This is a genomic window from Aphanizomenon flos-aquae FACHB-1287 (genome assembly GCF_014698755.1).
GTDB lineage: Bacteria > Cyanobacteriota > Cyanobacteriia > Cyanobacteriales > Nostocaceae > Dolichospermum > Dolichospermum flosaquae.
Window position 1 is genome coordinate 68,630 of the sequence record NZ_JACJTO010000013.1, and the last position, 16,303, is coordinate 84,932.

13 protein-coding genes are annotated in these 16,303 nt (G+C 38.6%); 2 read left to right on the forward strand and 11 right to left on the reverse strand.

Annotated features, from left to right (window positions below):
- Positions 1–145 precede the first annotated feature (145 nt).
- Positions 146–592 (forward strand): hypothetical protein, encoded by a 447-nt coding sequence (locus H6G44_RS08580; protein WP_190386122.1) that lies wholly within the window; start codon positions 146–148, stop codon positions 590–592.
- 112 nt (positions 593–704) lie between these two features.
- Positions 705–881: a 50S ribosomal protein L32 gene (rpmF, locus tag H6G44_RS08585; protein ID WP_190386121.1), complete on the forward strand. Its 177-nt coding sequence runs from the start codon at positions 705–707 to the stop codon at positions 879–881.
- Between the two features lie 452 nt (positions 882–1,333).
- Here the strand turns inward: rpmF and H6G44_RS08590 are convergent, their stop codons facing one another.
- The 11 genes from H6G44_RS08590 to H6G44_RS08640 all read right to left on the reverse strand — a co-directional run bounded on the left by H6G44_RS08590 (position 1,334) and on the right by H6G44_RS08640 (position 16,300).
- The gene (locus tag H6G44_RS08590; RefSeq protein ID WP_190386120.1) at positions 1,334–1,540 is read right to left on the reverse strand and encodes a phycobilisome linker polypeptide; all 207 of its coding nucleotides are present in this window, start codon (positions 1,538–1,540) and stop codon (positions 1,334–1,336) included.
- 216 nt (positions 1,541–1,756) lie between these two features.
- Entirely contained in the window at positions 1,757–2,242 is a 486-nt protein-coding gene (gene apcB, locus H6G44_RS08595) for an allophycocyanin subunit beta (RefSeq protein WP_028084652.1), read from the reverse strand.
- 68 nt (positions 2,243–2,310) lie between these two features.
- Complete coding sequence (gene apcA, locus H6G44_RS08600) at positions 2,311–2,796, reverse strand: allophycocyanin subunit alpha (protein WP_168492790.1); 486 nt, start codon at positions 2,794–2,796, stop codon at positions 2,311–2,313.
- 363 nt (positions 2,797–3,159) lie between these two features.
- Positions 3,160–6,546 (reverse strand): phycobilisome rod-core linker polypeptide, encoded by a 3,387-nt coding sequence (locus tag H6G44_RS08605; RefSeq protein ID WP_190386119.1) that lies wholly within the window; start codon positions 6,544–6,546, stop codon positions 3,160–3,162.
- A 380-nt stretch (positions 6,547–6,926) separates the two neighbouring features.
- Positions 6,927–7,151 carry a hypothetical protein gene (locus H6G44_RS08610; protein ID WP_190386118.1) on the reverse strand — a complete coding sequence of 75 codons (225 nt, stop codon included), beginning with the start codon at positions 7,149–7,151 and terminating at the stop codon, positions 6,927–6,929.
- A gap of 228 nt (positions 7,152–7,379) precedes the next feature.
- Positions 7,380–9,680, reverse strand: a complete 2,301-nt coding sequence (gene nrdJ / locus H6G44_RS08615) for a ribonucleoside-triphosphate reductase, adenosylcobalamin-dependent (protein WP_190386117.1) — start codon at positions 9,678–9,680, stop codon at positions 7,380–7,382.
- A 254-nt stretch (positions 9,681–9,934) separates the two neighbouring features.
- Positions 9,935–11,665, reverse strand: a complete 1,731-nt coding sequence (locus H6G44_RS08620) for an asparagine synthetase B family protein (protein WP_190386116.1) — start codon at positions 11,663–11,665, stop codon at positions 9,935–9,937.
- 69 nt (positions 11,666–11,734) lie between these two features.
- Positions 11,735–12,334, reverse strand: a complete 600-nt coding sequence (locus H6G44_RS08625) for a superoxide dismutase [Fe] (protein WP_190386115.1) — start codon at positions 12,332–12,334, stop codon at positions 11,735–11,737.
- 258 nt (positions 12,335–12,592) lie between these two features.
- Positions 12,593–15,643 carry a type I restriction endonuclease subunit R gene (locus tag H6G44_RS08630; RefSeq protein ID WP_190386114.1) on the reverse strand — a complete coding sequence of 1,017 codons (3,051 nt, stop codon included), beginning with the start codon at positions 15,641–15,643 and terminating at the stop codon, positions 12,593–12,595.
- Between the two features lie 4 nt (positions 15,644–15,647).
- The gene (locus H6G44_RS08635) at positions 15,648–16,058 is read right to left on the reverse strand and encodes a type II toxin-antitoxin system VapC family toxin (protein WP_190386113.1); all 411 of its coding nucleotides are present in this window, start codon (positions 16,056–16,058) and stop codon (positions 15,648–15,650) included.
- 2 nt (positions 16,059–16,060) lie between these two features.
- Positions 16,061–16,300 carry an antitoxin gene (locus tag H6G44_RS08640; RefSeq protein WP_190386112.1) on the reverse strand — a complete coding sequence of 80 codons (240 nt, stop codon included), beginning with the start codon at positions 16,298–16,300 and terminating at the stop codon, positions 16,061–16,063.
- Between the last annotated feature and the right edge of the window lie 3 nt (positions 16,301–16,303).

Here is a 16,303-nt window from a genome sequence, read left to right on the forward strand (position 1 = left end):
AGTTTTGAACGCAAAGCTAACTTATGTCTTATAGTTTAGTTAATTTTTGGCTATTGATCAAATTAGTTGTAGTTTATATAACATAAATAATCATAAAATATTTGCACTTGATGTCCATAATCGATCATTCAGGAGCTAAAAGTTTATGTTCAGGATTTCTAAGCAGCAAACATTTTCAGTTATCCGCTTTTTACTTATTGACCAAGTCGGTAAAAAAATGCGGATTATTCATGGTGGAACTTGGCTGTTATTAGCAATTCCTTTATGGTTAACCACGGAAGTAATCAATCCACGAATTGTCCAAGCTTACACGGCTAGAGTAGATTTACTGATGGACAGTTTACCAGAGGAAAGCTATGATACCTTGCTAAGAAGGGCAGAAGCTGCGGCTAGAGCCACAACTCAACGTAGCTTTGACCAAGATATTTTGGTAACAGAAGTATCTGTTATTATTTCAGCACAAAATCGGGGATCTACCGCACCTATTTTATCATTAGAGGTTAGTCGTCCTCAATGGCGGATCAGCCCAGATCCCCAAATTTGGACAACTTATTTCAAAACAGCCCGCGATTTACTATTGTTTGGTCAATAGACGGGAAACCCAACTCCATGGCTGCGGAAATCAAAAGTTAAAGATTGCCAGTCAAAAGTCAATTAATCGCTTAGAATAGGAAGGTTGTCAAGAATCACGATATACTGCTGTCATGGCTGTTCCTAAGAAGAAAACATCAAAATCTAAAAGAGATAAACGCCGCGCGACCTGGAGACATAAGGCTGCTGTGGAAGCGCAGAAAGCTATTTCCCTTGGTAAATCCATTTTGAGTGGCCGTTCTAAATTCGTTTATCCAACGACTGAAGAAGAAGAAACCGAAGAATCTTAAAAATAGAAGTTCAACAGGTAGAAGTATGGCTAAGTCCACACTTCCCTATCAGGAGTTAAGAATAAATTTATATTCATAACTACTGAGATTTGAATTTTCACAAATTACGAAGAACCCAAATGTATAGGGGTTTAGCTTTACTCGCTGGTGTAAATTTAAGCACTAGGGAGTAGAAGGACTCCTATAATACACTATACAATCAGTGACTCTCATGTAATTTCCTATAAACAATCAGAACATCATGCAAGATTAGCAGTAAACTCAACTAAAGCACTTTACAACTTTCTGTTTGACACAAAAGAATATCAAATAAGACCTCCTCTCCGTGACTGGAGCGCCTCTGCGTCAGCTAAATTAGCTTAATCAGTAACACCGAAAATATAATCAAAAAAAAAGAGGCCTTTTTAGACCCCTTTCAAAATCAAAATAAAATAATGTTTGATTTATAAAAATTAAGACAAACCAGTATTAGTACCTTGTTTACCAGTTGCTAATTCCACTTTAACAATTTTGCCACCCATTTTCATGATTCGTTGTTGTTCGCGGAACCAATTTTCATAGGGAACTAACTTAGTAAAGTAAGTGTTTTGTAATTCGCGTTGGGTGCGAGTACGAGATAGGCTAGGAACACAAGCAGTTACTTTAAATAAACGAGCCATTTTGCTTCAAATCTCCTGATATTGTTTGGGAAACTTTTTTATCTCAAATATCTTGAGTGAAAATCTTTAATTATTTTTTTCAAGACTGGAAATCAACCATCAAAACTAGACTGATAACACTTACAATCAATCAGCAAGAGAACCTTCTAGCAATCATGATTGATCTCCAGACTAACATACAAATCGCACCTAAATGACTAAGTGCAAACCTAAATCCTAGCTCAAGCCAGAAGAGATATAGTCGAAGTAAACGCCCATTTCTTTACCAGCGTCAGGACCTACCAAACTAGCGGTTACTTCCTTCATAGCTTGGATAGCTTGAACAGTAGAGCCTACGGGTACTCCCAAGGAATTGTAGGTTTCTTTCAAACCATTCAATACGCGCTCATCCAAAATGGAAGCATCACCAGCGAGCATAGCATAGGTAGCATAACGCAAGTAATAATCCAAGTCACGGATACAAGCTGCGTAACGACGGGTGGTGTACATATTACCACCAGGACGGGTAACATCAGAGTACAACAAAGACTTAGCTACAGCTTCTTTAACGATAGCAGCAGCATTAGCGCTGATGGTTCCTGCTGCACGAACGCGCAGTTCACCAGTAGCGAAGTAGCCTTTTAGTTTTTCGAGAGCAGAAGTATCAAGGTATTTACCTTGAACGTCTGAAGAATTGATAACGGAGGTAATTGCGTCTTGCATTGTTGTTTTTTCCTTATTTCCAACCTTATTGCAACAGTATCAGTTTGAGCCAAGAATATAGCTAAAACCTACTGCATTGCACCAACAACGTAGTCGAAGTAAGAACCAGCTTCACCAGCGTCTTCAGCAGACAATAGGGTAGCAGCAACGTTCTTCATAGCGGCAACGCCACCAGCAACTGCATCAATGGGAGTACCCAAAGACTTGTACATTTCCCGAACACCAACGATACCGATTTCTTCGATGGGGGTAACATCACCAGAAACGATTCCGTAGGTAACAAGACGGAGGTAGTAGTCTAAGTCACGCAAGCAAGTAGCTGTCATTTCTTGACCGTAAGCGTTACCACCGGGGGAAACAACATCAGGACGTTTTTGGAATAGTTGGTCGCCAGCTTGCTTAACAATGCGCTCGCGGTTTTCGGTCAATACTTGAGCGATGCGGAGACGTTGTGCGCCACCAGCAGCAAAACCTTTGATTCTATCTAATTCGCCGGGGCTGAGGTAGCGAGCTTCTGCATCAGCATTCACGATAGCTTTCGTGACGATACTCATTAATGGATTCCTCCAAAACTAATTGAACCAGGATTTGATTAAACTGGTACGACTTTATGCGGTTGATATTGAAGTCTAACATCTTGATTTACATTTATAGCCAGATTGACTGGATTTGGTGTAAACCAGGTGGAACACTCAATTACCTCCCGTAAAATATTCTCCAGTATTATGTTGAGCATTTATTACTGCTCTTAATATTTTGTAACACTTATTTTCAGATTTGCTCATTCATCAGGGAACAGGAAACAGGAAACAGGGAACAGGGAACGGGGAACAGAAAGATATTTATTAAACCTCTTACCTTCTTTTTACTATCACCTATTACCTATTACCTATTACCTATCACCTGTCACCTATCTGTTACTTGGCGCGACCGGTTAAAACAGAAGGAGACAAGCTAGACCAAGATTGTTTCACTAAGTCAGCTTCAGCCTGGACACTACCCAAGTAGTTACCTGCAGGTATTGAGGGATAGCGTTTGTAAGGAACAACATCTTCACCAAAGTAGCGAGCATACTCAGCGCTATTGACAATGGCCTCTACAGCCGCCCTTAACCCCTTATCAGCCAATAATTTGTTATATTGACGGATTTCACCTTGGGTGGCTGGTGCGCGTCCCAATAGGTGACGGAATAGGAATTCAATTACCTTAGTATTGGGATAAGGAGCGTAGAACCGTTTGCGATAGATTTCGCAACTGGCTAATTCTAGGACAAACTCACGCACGGTAATTTCACCATTACGTAATTTGCTATCTAAATCAGAACGGCGGAAATATTCAGGAACTTGACCGCTAAATACGTCCATGATTTGACAGTAAATAGCATTAATTACCTGATTGGTTTCTGGGGAATTTGTCCCGGTGGTAGCACGGTAAATCCGGGCTGGTTTGCGGCGGCTTGTACCGACACCAACTTCCACAGACTGGCCATGACCGTCATTGAAAGAACGACCCAATTCCATGAACAAAGGTTTAGTTTTGTCCATTTTCTTAGCTTCGGCTGCTAAATCAGCGATCGCTTTCCCAAGAATTGGTGTATTCTCAGTTTTAATCCGGGGCTTAACAGTTTCAAAACTAGGAACAACCAAATCATCATTTTGTTTGGTTAACTGGTTGTGAAGTTTCTCGGTATTGGGGAAGTTAGCAGCGGGTAAAGTGGGGAAGCGGCGGTAAGGAACAGTATCTTCACCGAAAGCTTGAGCATACTCAGGACTATTCACCATAGCGCGAATAAACGCCTTAATACCTTGAGTAGCTAAGATTTGATTATACTTACGAATTTCCCCTTGGTCAATGGGTGCACGTCCTAAGAAGTGCTTAGTACCCATCTCAATTACCTTAGTATTGGGATAAGGTGCATAAAACTCCTTAATGTAAAGACTGGAATAACCCACAGCCTCAATAAATTCCTTGACAGTAATTTCCCCATTACCCAATTGAGTTTCTAGAACAGTAAACTCATTTTTGAGGATAAAAGGCGCGATATCCCGTTCAAAAATTTGCCGATAAGCGCCACTAATTAAAGTGTGAACCGCAACCTTATCAACAGTATTAGCTATGAGCTTAAAGACCTTGGTTTGCTCACGCTGCTTAGTAACACCTTGGTTGATACGGAAATCAATATCTGGTTCAGTCCGCATTTCTGTGACTGCACCCAATTCCACAAAGCGAGGTGTTTCTTGTTTCTCAACATTCGCCAAATCTTCACGGATAGTACCAACACGCAGTTGACGTAAGGACACACCCGCAGGAGTTAGATAACGTTCGTAAGGAACTGTATCTTCATTAAATGTTTGACTGTATTCGTCAGTGTCAAGAATGGCATCAACAACCGCATAGAAGCCCTTCTTAGCAGCTAAGTCAAAATACTTATTGTTTTCTTCCCGACCGTAGGTAGGACGACCTAATAAGCGACGGTGAATGTACTCAATGGACTTACATACATACAAGGAAGTCCAGTATAGCTTACGGAATAAATCCGACTTCGCCAACATCCGCACAAACTCACGGACAGTAATTTCGCCATTTTCCAGCTTGATTTCTGCAACCTTCAGGCGTTGACCTTCGTAAACATCACGACCAAAAACTTGCAAGTAACAAGCCTTAATTACCGCTTGGGTAGAACTTTCCGAGAACTTAACACTTGCACCCTTGGCGGCTTTTTTACCAATAGTTCCAGGTAATTGGTCTAACTTGAACACCTTAGCACCCAAAGTACCAGGAGCTACACCTCGCGCCCCAGGATTACTCAATTGGTTATTAATACCAGGTCCTTGGTGAATCAAGATCCGACGGGTATCCTTACTAAAAGGTGCAGGGCTGCTGCTGGGGTTGCGGGTTTCTTTCGGGAAAATCGCCCCAAATTGAATTTCCAAGGGGTCATTACCAGAACCGTAGGGATGTTGGTCAGGTAATGGTTGTTCGTAAGCAGCAAAAGTTGTAATAAACTGAGGAACTTTTCGGAAAGGCGCGCTGTATTTAAACAGGTCTTGTTGTTGTCCCCAGTTGCGACATTCTTGAGCTTCTTGACCCAGACCCCGAATGTAGGGAACTGTTTCTTCGCCAAAGTAATCGCTGTATTCGGTAGAATCTACCAAAGCATCAACCAAACCCGCTAAACCTTTGAGAGAAACAATTGCAAAATATTTTTGCACTTCCTCACGACTACTTGGACCCCGTCCTAAAATGTGACGGAAAGCCAATTCAATCACCCGGCTATTAATAAAAGGCTGGTAAAACTGTTTTTGGTAAAGAGGAGATTTCGCAAGACGGCGAATAAACTCCCGCATAGAGATTTCGCAATTTTTAACTTTTGATTCCAAGTCAGAAATAGACAAGCTATAAGCACGGGTAATATCGCGCTCAAATACTTGACGATAGGCCGCTTTGATGGTTTCTGTCTTTTCGCTAGAAGACAAACCGGGCTTCATAACGTACTTGGGACGACGTTCTGCGGAAATAGCGTAAATTTGCGGCAGTTTTAACCCTTGTTGGTCGCCGGTAGGACGTTGACGGACTTGGGCGGAAGGTGTGGGGGCTTGGAATTCTGTCAGCAGTACATCCATATACTGAGTGACAATTTCTGTAGCTGCCGCATCTTTACGGAAATAAGATAGGGAGGCTGACTTGATTTCCTGTAAAGCGACAATAGTTGCTTCACCAGAACAGGCATTTTCAATAATTTCCCGTAAACCTCTGGTATTCACAGAGATAATATTCGGGTCGCCAGCGACAATCGCATAGGTAGCATAACGCAAGAACCAGGACAAGTCCCGTAAGCTCTTGGCCATGTTACCCGGACCATAACGAGCTACGTTAATGGGTCTAAAGCCTGGAGGTGTGGGTCCACCGGCAGAGGTATTGAAAATAGAACGCAGATTTTCAAAGAAACCACCACGACTTTCTACGTAAGTGATTGTTCCTAATTTCATGCCCTCTTGGACACTAGTACCAGCACCAACCATTGCCAATTCTCGTTCTTGGGGCTTTTCTAAGAAGGCCATTGGTGAACCACCAACGAAAATCCGGTTAGCCGCACGAGAAACGATAATTTCGGAATTGTCTGTCAAAATTTTGGCAATTTCTAACCGCTTGGCACCGGAGGCAAAATAACTGCCAAGTTCACTTAGTTCACCTCTTCCCAAAAAGCGGTCTTGTTGTTCCGCTTGGGAAATGGTGGAGACAGGTAAGGTTTGATATAGTTGCGGACGCGCAACTGAGCTTCCACCGCTTGCCTTAACACTCATGGGATTTGTAAAACTCCTATCATAATCGTTTATGTGTTAAGCCTGGATTATTTATTTTAAGGCTTGACATTTTTGCATATCTGTGAATATCACGCCGGAAAAATCTAGCTTAACCCAGTTCAATTTTTAGATTAGAACGTTTTGTGTTTACGCTGTTGGTTTATTAAGAAGTATGACGATTCTGTAATCTAAATTTGATATTCAAGAGGATAGATACTTCCATTTTCCTGGTGTGGATGTAGATTTTATCCCACATTTTGTACCCAAATGATTCTTAAATTTATTTTTAAAGACGGGAAATAGGTAACTATTGTAATTCCTATTACTCATTACCTATTACCCATTATTAGCCTAAATTGAGACAAGTAATATTAAGTAATTTAGTCAATTGTAATTTGTTGCGGTCCATTAGCTTTGTCATTTTTTGCCTCTGTACCCAGGGTGCTAGAACTATGACCACAACCACAACCTTTTTTATTTAGCCAACTTTTAACTGGGTCTTCGTTCAGGTTGAGTCGGAGGACACCGGAAACAAATCCACCCATAAATGAAACTGGATTCTGGGTAAATTCTCGAAATAAGGGGGACAATTCACTAATAAACATTACATTCTCCAAGTATTACTGTCAAAAATTATTAATTCTTCATTAATCTTAACAGATACTAGCTCAGAAGTAACTATAGGGATTTTAAATTAAGTAGATTAAAAGAATAAAACCGAACTTTGTAAAGAAACGTAAAATTGCCTTTTACCTCTTCCCTAAAATCTGCGGGGTGTGCTAGAAGCCTACCCCACGGATTTAAACTAAATATTACAGGCTGTTACAGAGATCTTATGATGTGGGTGGTTGTTCTGGGAACATACATTTGTCAGAGTCACAACCGCTAGGACCTGCTTCTGATAATTCTCCCAAATCATAACGACTTAGGGCACCACAGAAATCATCTGTTTTCCGTCGGGCTTTGACTTCTCGGGATAAGCGTTCATAAGTAGCTTTATCTATGGGTTCAAAGGGTAAACGAGGGAATGATTGTAAATCGTCAAACCGCGCTAACAACGCAGCGGAAATATATCCTTCATCATTTTGGATAGCTTCATAGATGCGTGTTCCCAGTAATTCAACCTCCTCCGAACGGAGTTCTAGGGTAGCTGAGGTGTTATGGGTGACATAATGATTCTGAACTTCCATGACAAAATCTAATTGCGCTAAGACGGAAAACTGAGATACATCAATAATATCAGCACCGGGTAAGTCAGCCCAAGATACAGCTACAGGGATTTCTACTAACCATTCTGTACACCGAGGATCAAAGGCATTATTAAGTAAGTTGCCATTTTCATCTTTGTCAGATTGGGAGGGGATAACGTTGTAACCATAGTCTATACAAGCTAGGGCCACAGGGTCATTTTTACGGAAGGTAATCCGACGGATGAATCTTTGGGACTTGGGCGGATGCCAACCAGGTGATGCTCCTGTTAAGAGGGATTTGGTCCCTGCTGGTTGGACTGTAGTACAACGGTTGGGGCGTTTAATCTGATGGCGATCGCAATATTCCCATATTACTTTATGAACTACATCTTTCCAGAAGTTGAGATATTTTTGCTCACGACTTTTAAAAATCAGTCCTTGGGGGGTTTCTGGTCTTCCTGCTTCCCACCAGCGTAACCAATCTGTACCAAAAGCATGAACAAAAAAGTCAAATAAACCGGTAAATGATACACCGACAATGGGATCTAATTCTCGGCTATATTGATAACGGGGTTCAATGAATTGATGATTTAACAGGGCGACGACGGAAAGCGCACCAGCGGTAAATGCCTCTTCTTGTTCTTTATAGTTGTCGGGGTCGAGTTGGTTTAAGTGTACCTCTGATAAGTTACAGTGGAAGTTGTTACCGATAATCTCACCACACGGGTTTAATCCAAACCTACCCATTCTATGTTCTAATTCATGATCACTGATTTCCGGGTAATTCCGCTGTATCCATTCTTCACTTTTACCTTGTTCATAAGCGCGTAGAAAATCTCTTTTGATTTCCGGTGTATTTAATAAATCAGCATTAGCTCTAGCAACTGCTTCACCAGCCCATTGAATTGCTCCCTCACCACTATAATATTGTTTTTGTACAGCAGCAATAGATTCTTCTAAAGTTGGTTTACGGTGAAATACTCTTGTATGGTTGGCCATTCGCAAAGAATCACGTTCTGGATCTATGCGCCAGTTACCTTCTGCGTCTTGTTGCCATAAGTTATCCTTGGCAGTTGCGCCTTGTTCGTCTTCAGAAATAAACTGTCTTATACCCGCGCTTCTTCGGATATTTCCAGCTACAATTGTTACAGCAGCTTCATCAATCAATAAACAGCATTCAACGGAGTTTAATTGTCTGCCTATTGCCTGATTGAGAATAGAGGCGCAACGCTGATATAATCCAGGTAACTTGACTGGGTTGGCCATACCGCCAAAACCTTTAAGTGTTTCCCTTGATTGACGAACATCGTTAATATCAACAATTACCTGTACTTCACTGGTAAAACGTTCATCCGTAGAAAGTTCTAAAAGAGTTTGATAGGATTTTACCCAACCTTCACGGCTGTCTCCAACGTGAATAGTAGCCGTGTTATCTCCTATAAGGATTTGTGTAAATTCACGACGCTGTTCTAGGGGTGTGCTACCAATTTCACCGCGAATGGTGACACTGAGAGGATTACGGATAGAGGGAAGTTGATTAATATACTCTGGTTCAATGATAGCGCCCGTGCCACAGCCCATCATCGCTAAGTCCATCATTAACCCGAAGGCTTTCCAGTCTACAAGGTTCGTGGAGGTGCAGTTATAAGCGCCGGAGAAGTTTTTGGGTTTGGTTAACCAATCTGTGCCGCCAACCCACATCCAGCGCCCACTGGGGAGAGATTTCATGTTCCGCTGCATCTTATCTAAAATGGTGGCTTCTTGACGGGTCAGTTTTCCCAGTTCTACTAAACCGCGTAATGTGCGATCGCATAATTGCTCCCATGTTTCTCTTAAACCTGCTTCTGTTCGACGGCTGTAGGTTCTAAAAAACACGGGATTGGCTGCTGGAGCGGATTCTGGAAAAGTCGCACCCTGGCGTTTGCGTTCAAGTTCTTGAACCATAAAAATGACGAAGTTCACATAAATTTTAAATTGTACCATTTGTAAACAAATTTTACTCGGCAAAGTCTAATATTATTTTTAGTATAAAATGTAACTTTAATTTGTAATTAATTATAAATCCATGTAAATAAAAATTACAACACTTCCTGGTGTTAGGAAGTACATACTTAGCGGGCAAGATGCCCGCACCACAAGATTTTGATGATTCAACTCAGTGGAAAACGCTGTATCCAAGGTTGAAAGTGAATATTTAACTACTTATCTAATGTATTTTTATTCATTTGTAACCAAATTTCTAAACTCACCAATAACCACAGTTTAACACCATATCTCCCCCAAATATCACCTTTAAAATCTAGCCAGTTTCGCAATATATCCTGATTAATATAAGCTGATATCTCACTATTTCTATTTAACAACAATTTCCGCGCTTTTCTTTGCCAATATTTTCTAAATCCCAATTGTACAGGGACCATCATCCCACTTTTAGGACGATGAATAATACTATCTGGTAAAATATCACTAACTGCTTTTTTTAAAACTGCTTTTTCTTCTACTCCTGAAAGTTTATATTCTGGAGGAATTTGCATACTTAATGCAACTATCCGCTGATCAAATAATGGTGATAAACCTTGTAAATCTACTGCTTGAGTTAAGTTATTCACTTTTGTTAAAATCTGATCCGCACCTTTAAATTTAATATTTAAAAACATTAATCTATTCAAATAATTGATATCGGTATTTAAATCATGATAAAATACAGATGATTCATTTTTTAAACTTTGCCAAATTTCTGGTTTTAAAAGTTGTGGTAAATCTAAAGCGCACTTTTGAAAAGAGGTTAAATAAGCTTGTAATGAATCTTGATTATTAATAGAACCATATAAACTATTAATTAACATTGGTTGATTTTTTGGACCACCAAAACAAGGATCTCCCCCTTCTCCATTAAGAGTAATTTGGACATTTTCTCGCGCTATTCTTCCTATTAATAAGTTGGGAACTGTCAAAGGATCACCAATAGGATCATCTAAATAAGCCATGGTTTCTCGCAAATGTTCCCACATATCCCGAAAGCTAATTTCTAAAATGTGCTGTTGGGTTTGACAATGTTGAGAAACTAAATTAGAAAATTCTAATTCGTTCGCAGTTTCTGCACCAAAATGAATAGAATAAGTATGAATTGGTGCAGAATGTAATTTTGCTGCTAGTGCGGTAATACTACTAGAATCTAAACCCCCAGATAGAAAAATACCAATTGGTTGATTTTCGGGTAAATATTCTTTAACAACTTGTTCAAGTAAAAAACGCAGGTTTTCACTATACCATTCTAAAGGTTGATTTGTGTCTATAATTTGTTCTTTTAATTGCCAATAATCATCAACTTTGTGAGATGGTATTTTTAGAAAACTACCAGGACGAATTTCTTTGATATCTTGCCAAAGTGTTCTTTCTCCAGGTACAAATGCACAACAAAGATAATCCCGTAATGCAACTAAATCTAAATTATTGGAACGATAAGGTGTTAAAGTTCTTAATTTTGGGGCTATCCAATAAGTTAAACCTGTGGTAGTATAATATAAGGTGCGACCACCAATAGCATCTCTAATTAAATATAATTCTTGTTTTTCACAGTCCCAAACTACTAAACCAAATATTCCTAGTAAGAGATTTAGACATTCAGAATTGTATTTTTCCCAAAGTTGTGCAACTATTTTTTGATCACTGCAAGTATGATTAATTTTAATTCCTAATTTTTGCAGTAATTCCCCTCGGTTACTTAACCAAATATCTCCAACTATTACAAATCTTTTACTGTCACTAATTGCAAGTTTATCTAATTCAGAAATAACTGTAAATTGCTGATCTTGCCAAATTATATCACTGGTCAAATTATCTATTTTTCCGTAAGCTACACACCAACTAGAGTTAAATTTGATATTTTCTGAAGCAGACTGAGAATTTTTAAAGAAATTAAATAGCATTGGTTTTAGTAATTTAAAATTGATAATTGACAACTAAAAAATTATCAATTATCAATTATTAATTAAGATCTAAGCAGCAAAATTTGCAGCGACAAAATCCCAGTTCACCAAATTATCTAGGAAATTTTTGATAAATCCAGGACGAGCATTTTTGAAATCAATGTAATATGCGTGTTCCCAAACGTCAATGGTCAAAAGTGCTTTTTTACCATGAGCGAGGGGGTTTTCAGCGTTTGGTGTTTTCATGATTTTTAGTGTACCATGATCATCAACCAACCAAGCCCAACCACTACCGAATTGAGTAGCAGCAGCGGTGGAAAATTCTTCTTTGAATTTGTCAAAGCTACCAAAATCCTGTGCAATTTTAGCAGCTAATTCGCCTGTAGGAGCGCCACCACCGGCTGGTTTTAAGCAATTCCAGAAGAAAGAGTGATTCCAAACTTGAGCCGCGTTGTTGAAGATTCCAGCTTTAGCAGAGTCACCAAAAGCAATTTTAATTACTTCTTCCAAAGACTTGTGAGCTAATTCTGTACCATCAACCAGCTTGTTCAAATTATCTACATAAGCTTTATGATGTTTACCATAATGATACTCAAAGGTTTCAGCTTTCATGCCGTAAGACTCTAAAGCGTCAGAAGCAAAAGGTAACGGGGGTTGTGTAAATGCCATGTTATGAAATCCTCTCTTTACTGTTGTCTTGTTAAAAGCTATGAAAGAAGCTTCGGAAATTACAGGTTTTGTATGGTCTTGTTTTATATCCTCAAGGTCGGCACATAAAACTTAACATTGTTATTCTACTACTAAAGTGAAAATTTCCACGAATTAGCGAGAATTTACTTTTATTTTCTGAATTGTTGCACCAAAGTGTTATACAAAGTGCTGTAAATGAGCCGCAAACCCTTGTAGACTGGTAAAAATCCCTCCTTTTTAGTTCCTATTGCCGGTTTCATGTACATTTCGGTTCAAGGTCTCATAAATACTAGATAGTAATTTTTCTAACACTATTGCTCTAAATTCTTCATTATTCATGACCTCCATAAATATTTTTTCATTCCCGTCCATACGTTCAATAAAGAGGTTTTCTAGATGCTTTTCTAGTACAGGAGCAAAGTTTTCTTTAGTGTTGACTTGAGCAGCTTTTTTGATAGAATCATTAGCGATCGCTGTTGCAGTAATTTGTTCAAAAAACAGTTGATCTGCTAAGGTAAAATCTGTACTAAATCTTTCATTTAAAGAATTAATCAGTTGAGATAGAGGAACTTCCTGATCTAGTTGACGAGTTCCCACTGCTGTAGCACCTATTAACCCTTCCGCTGTACCTTCCTGTAAATTAATCTTACCTGCGCTGATTTTTTCCAAGCGATAAAATTTTAGTTCGATATCCCCAGATAAATCAATTCTGTTTACATCTTTAATTTTAGGTAATTTCTTAACTAAAAATCGTCCATAGGCATAAAGTTTTTCTAATTCTGAATCTTGATAAGGAATAATCTGAGCTAGGAATAAATAAAGATTACGGAAGCTGGTTAATTGATTTTTAAATTGTTCTTTTTCAGAGTCTATAAGTTGTTGATATTTGTCCACAATTGGATCTAATAAACTATTTAATTTTTGATGTTCTTTTCCCGTCAAAGAAGTTTTAGGACGAAACCAAATTTCACACCACTGGTTAACATCTTTTTGGCTAAAAAGTTGCCATTCATAAAGTTGATAAGATAAATCATTTAATTGTTGTGGATCTGCATTTTCACCAATAGGAGTTTCCTCATAGTAGGGTTTAAAGGCTTTGTAAATGTCCTCTGGTTTATTCACAAAATCTAATATAAAGGTGTCGTCTTTCCCTGTGGTGGTGCGATTGAGTCGTGATAAAGTTTGCACTGCTTGGACTCCATCTAGCCTTTTATCCACAAACATGGTATGTAATAAAGGTTGGTCAAATCCGGTTTGAAATTTGTTAGCAACTAACAAAACTTGATAAGTCTCACTTTCAAATTTTTCGGGAATTTCTGATGTTTTGATCCCGTTCATATTCTCTTCTGTAAAAGTTTGATCTGGAAATTCATCAAGGTTAATAGAACCAGAAAAAGCTACTAAAGATTTGATATCCCTATAACCTTTTTCTTGAATATATTTATCAAAAGCTAATTTATATTTAACAGCGTGTTCACGGGAACGGGTAACAACCATTGCTTTAGCTCTTCCGCCGATTTTATGGCGGGTATGGTTGCGGAAATGTTCTATAATAATTTCTACTTTTTGAGTGATATTATGAGGGTGCAGTTCAATAAAACGAGCAATAGCCTTGGCCGTTTGTCGACGTGGTAAAGTTGGATCATCTTCGGAGGTGCGGACTAATTCAAAATATCGTTCATAGCAGGTATAATTAGCTAAAACGTCTTTAATATATCCCTCTTCAATGGCTTGACGCATGGTGTAAAGATGAAAGGGAGATTGACCATTTTCTCCCGGTTCATCAAATAGGAGTAAAGTCCTATATTTAGGAGTAGCAGTAAAGGCAAAATAACTCAGATTTGGTTGTTTACTGCGGGTAATTTGGTCTTTTAATAGTTGTTGTTTAGCCTCATCACTAATATCCCCTTCCTCAAATTCATCCTCTAAAAGTTGAGCCGCAATGACAGATTCAATACCATCTTTATTGAGGATTTTTCGCAATTCTGCGGCTGTTTCTCCACTTTGCGAGCTATGGGCTTCATCAACAATAATGGCAAAGCGTTTATCTTTGGTATTAATATTAATAGTTTTCCCTTTTTTAGCCAAGGTTTCAATAGCTCTAGTAATAAAAGGGAATTTCTGAATAGTAGAAATTATAATTGGTACACCATCATTTAAAGCTTTAGCTAGTTGTTGAGTATTTTCATCTATTTTTTGCACAACTCCCGCTTTATGTTCAAATTGATAAATAGTATTTTGCAGTTGTTGATCTAATACGGTTCTATCTGTAATCACAACAACGGTATGAAATATTTTTTCATTTTGGTGATCATGAAGATTGGCTAATCGATGTGCTAACCAAGCGATAGAATTAGACTTTCCTGAACCTGCGGAATGTTGGATTAAATAATTATGTCCGGCTTTATTTTCTTGACTATGCTTAATAAGTTTACGCACTACATTAAGTTGATGATAACGAGGGAAAATTAGGGTTTCTTTTTTCTGATATTTAATGCCTGTATCTGTGATAATTTTGATTTCTTTAACGTCAAGATGCAGAAAACGCGCCACTATATCTAATAGGCTATCTTTTTGTAAAACTTCTAGCCACAGATAACTAGTGCGATATTCTCCATGATTACCAATGGGATTTCCAGCGCCGTGATTATGTCCTTTATTGAAGGGGAGAAAATAGGTATTTTCTTTAGCTAGTTTAGTCGTCATCCAAACTTGTTCACTATCTACCGCGAAATGGACTAAGCACCGTTGTTTAAAGGTAAATAGGGGATCTTTGGGGTCTCTGTCGGTTTGATATTGATAAATGGCTTTTTGGTAGGTTGACCCGGAAAGAGGGTTTTTTAGTTCAATACTGGCTATGGGTAAACCGTTGATACTCAGGAGAATATCAGGAATACCCCCGGTTTTAATGGTAACTTGGCGGGTAACAGTGAGGTGATTTTTCTGGTACAGTTTCAAGGTTTCCGGGTTCATGGTCGTGTTAGGTTGAAAATAGACTATTTTAAAGGTTTTACCATAACACTTGAAACCGTGACGGAGGACATCTAATATCCCCCGGCTTTTGAGTTCTTTGGTGAGGCTATCTATGATGATTTTTTCGGATTCATTGGCGCTGGCTTTGACTAAATATTTCCATGCTTCTGGTTGAGTTTGTTGGATGAAATTAATGATTTCCGTGGGGAAAAGAGCGGTTTCTGGGTCGTAGTTTTTGGCGTTACCTTGTTCGTAGCCACTGAGTTGCAGGAGTTCTTTTTCTATGATGTTTTCAAATTCGTGTTCTGTGTGCATTTTATTAATTGGGGTTGAGCCAGTTTTCTACTTTTAAATTAGGAATGCGAGAAAATTCACGAACATTGGCGGTAACGACAGTTAGATTTAATGTCAACGCATGGACAGCAATTAATAAGTCATTACTACCAATGGGAGTTCCTTGACGTTCTAAATGTGTACGCATTATAGCATAATTATGATCTACATCTGCCATTAATGGTAATATAGGAATCATGTTAAAAGCTAGTTCAATTCGTTTTTTTAATCGGAATGAATTGCTTTTTTCTGCGCCAAATCGTAATTCACAAGCTACAATGATACTGGTACAAATTTTTTCTTCACCCACTTTTTGAATTTGAGAAAAAATTCTCCCTGTTGGGTGTTTGACAAAATCAGAGAGTATATTGGTGTCGAGCAAGTATGAATAAGACATTTTTACAATTCAATATCATCTAAGGGTAATAATCCTTCATCAATATCGGGGAAATCTTCTTCTATGTCATCTAAGGTGGAAAAAGTTTCCAGGAGAGATTTTTTCTTGTAGGGTTCTATGATGAGTTTTCCGTTATCTTCTCGGATAATTACTTCTGTTGTTGATAGAGTTAATTCTGGAGGGATGGTTAAGGTTTGGGTGTTTCCTGTTTGAATAAGCTTAATGTGATATTCTGTACTCATTGT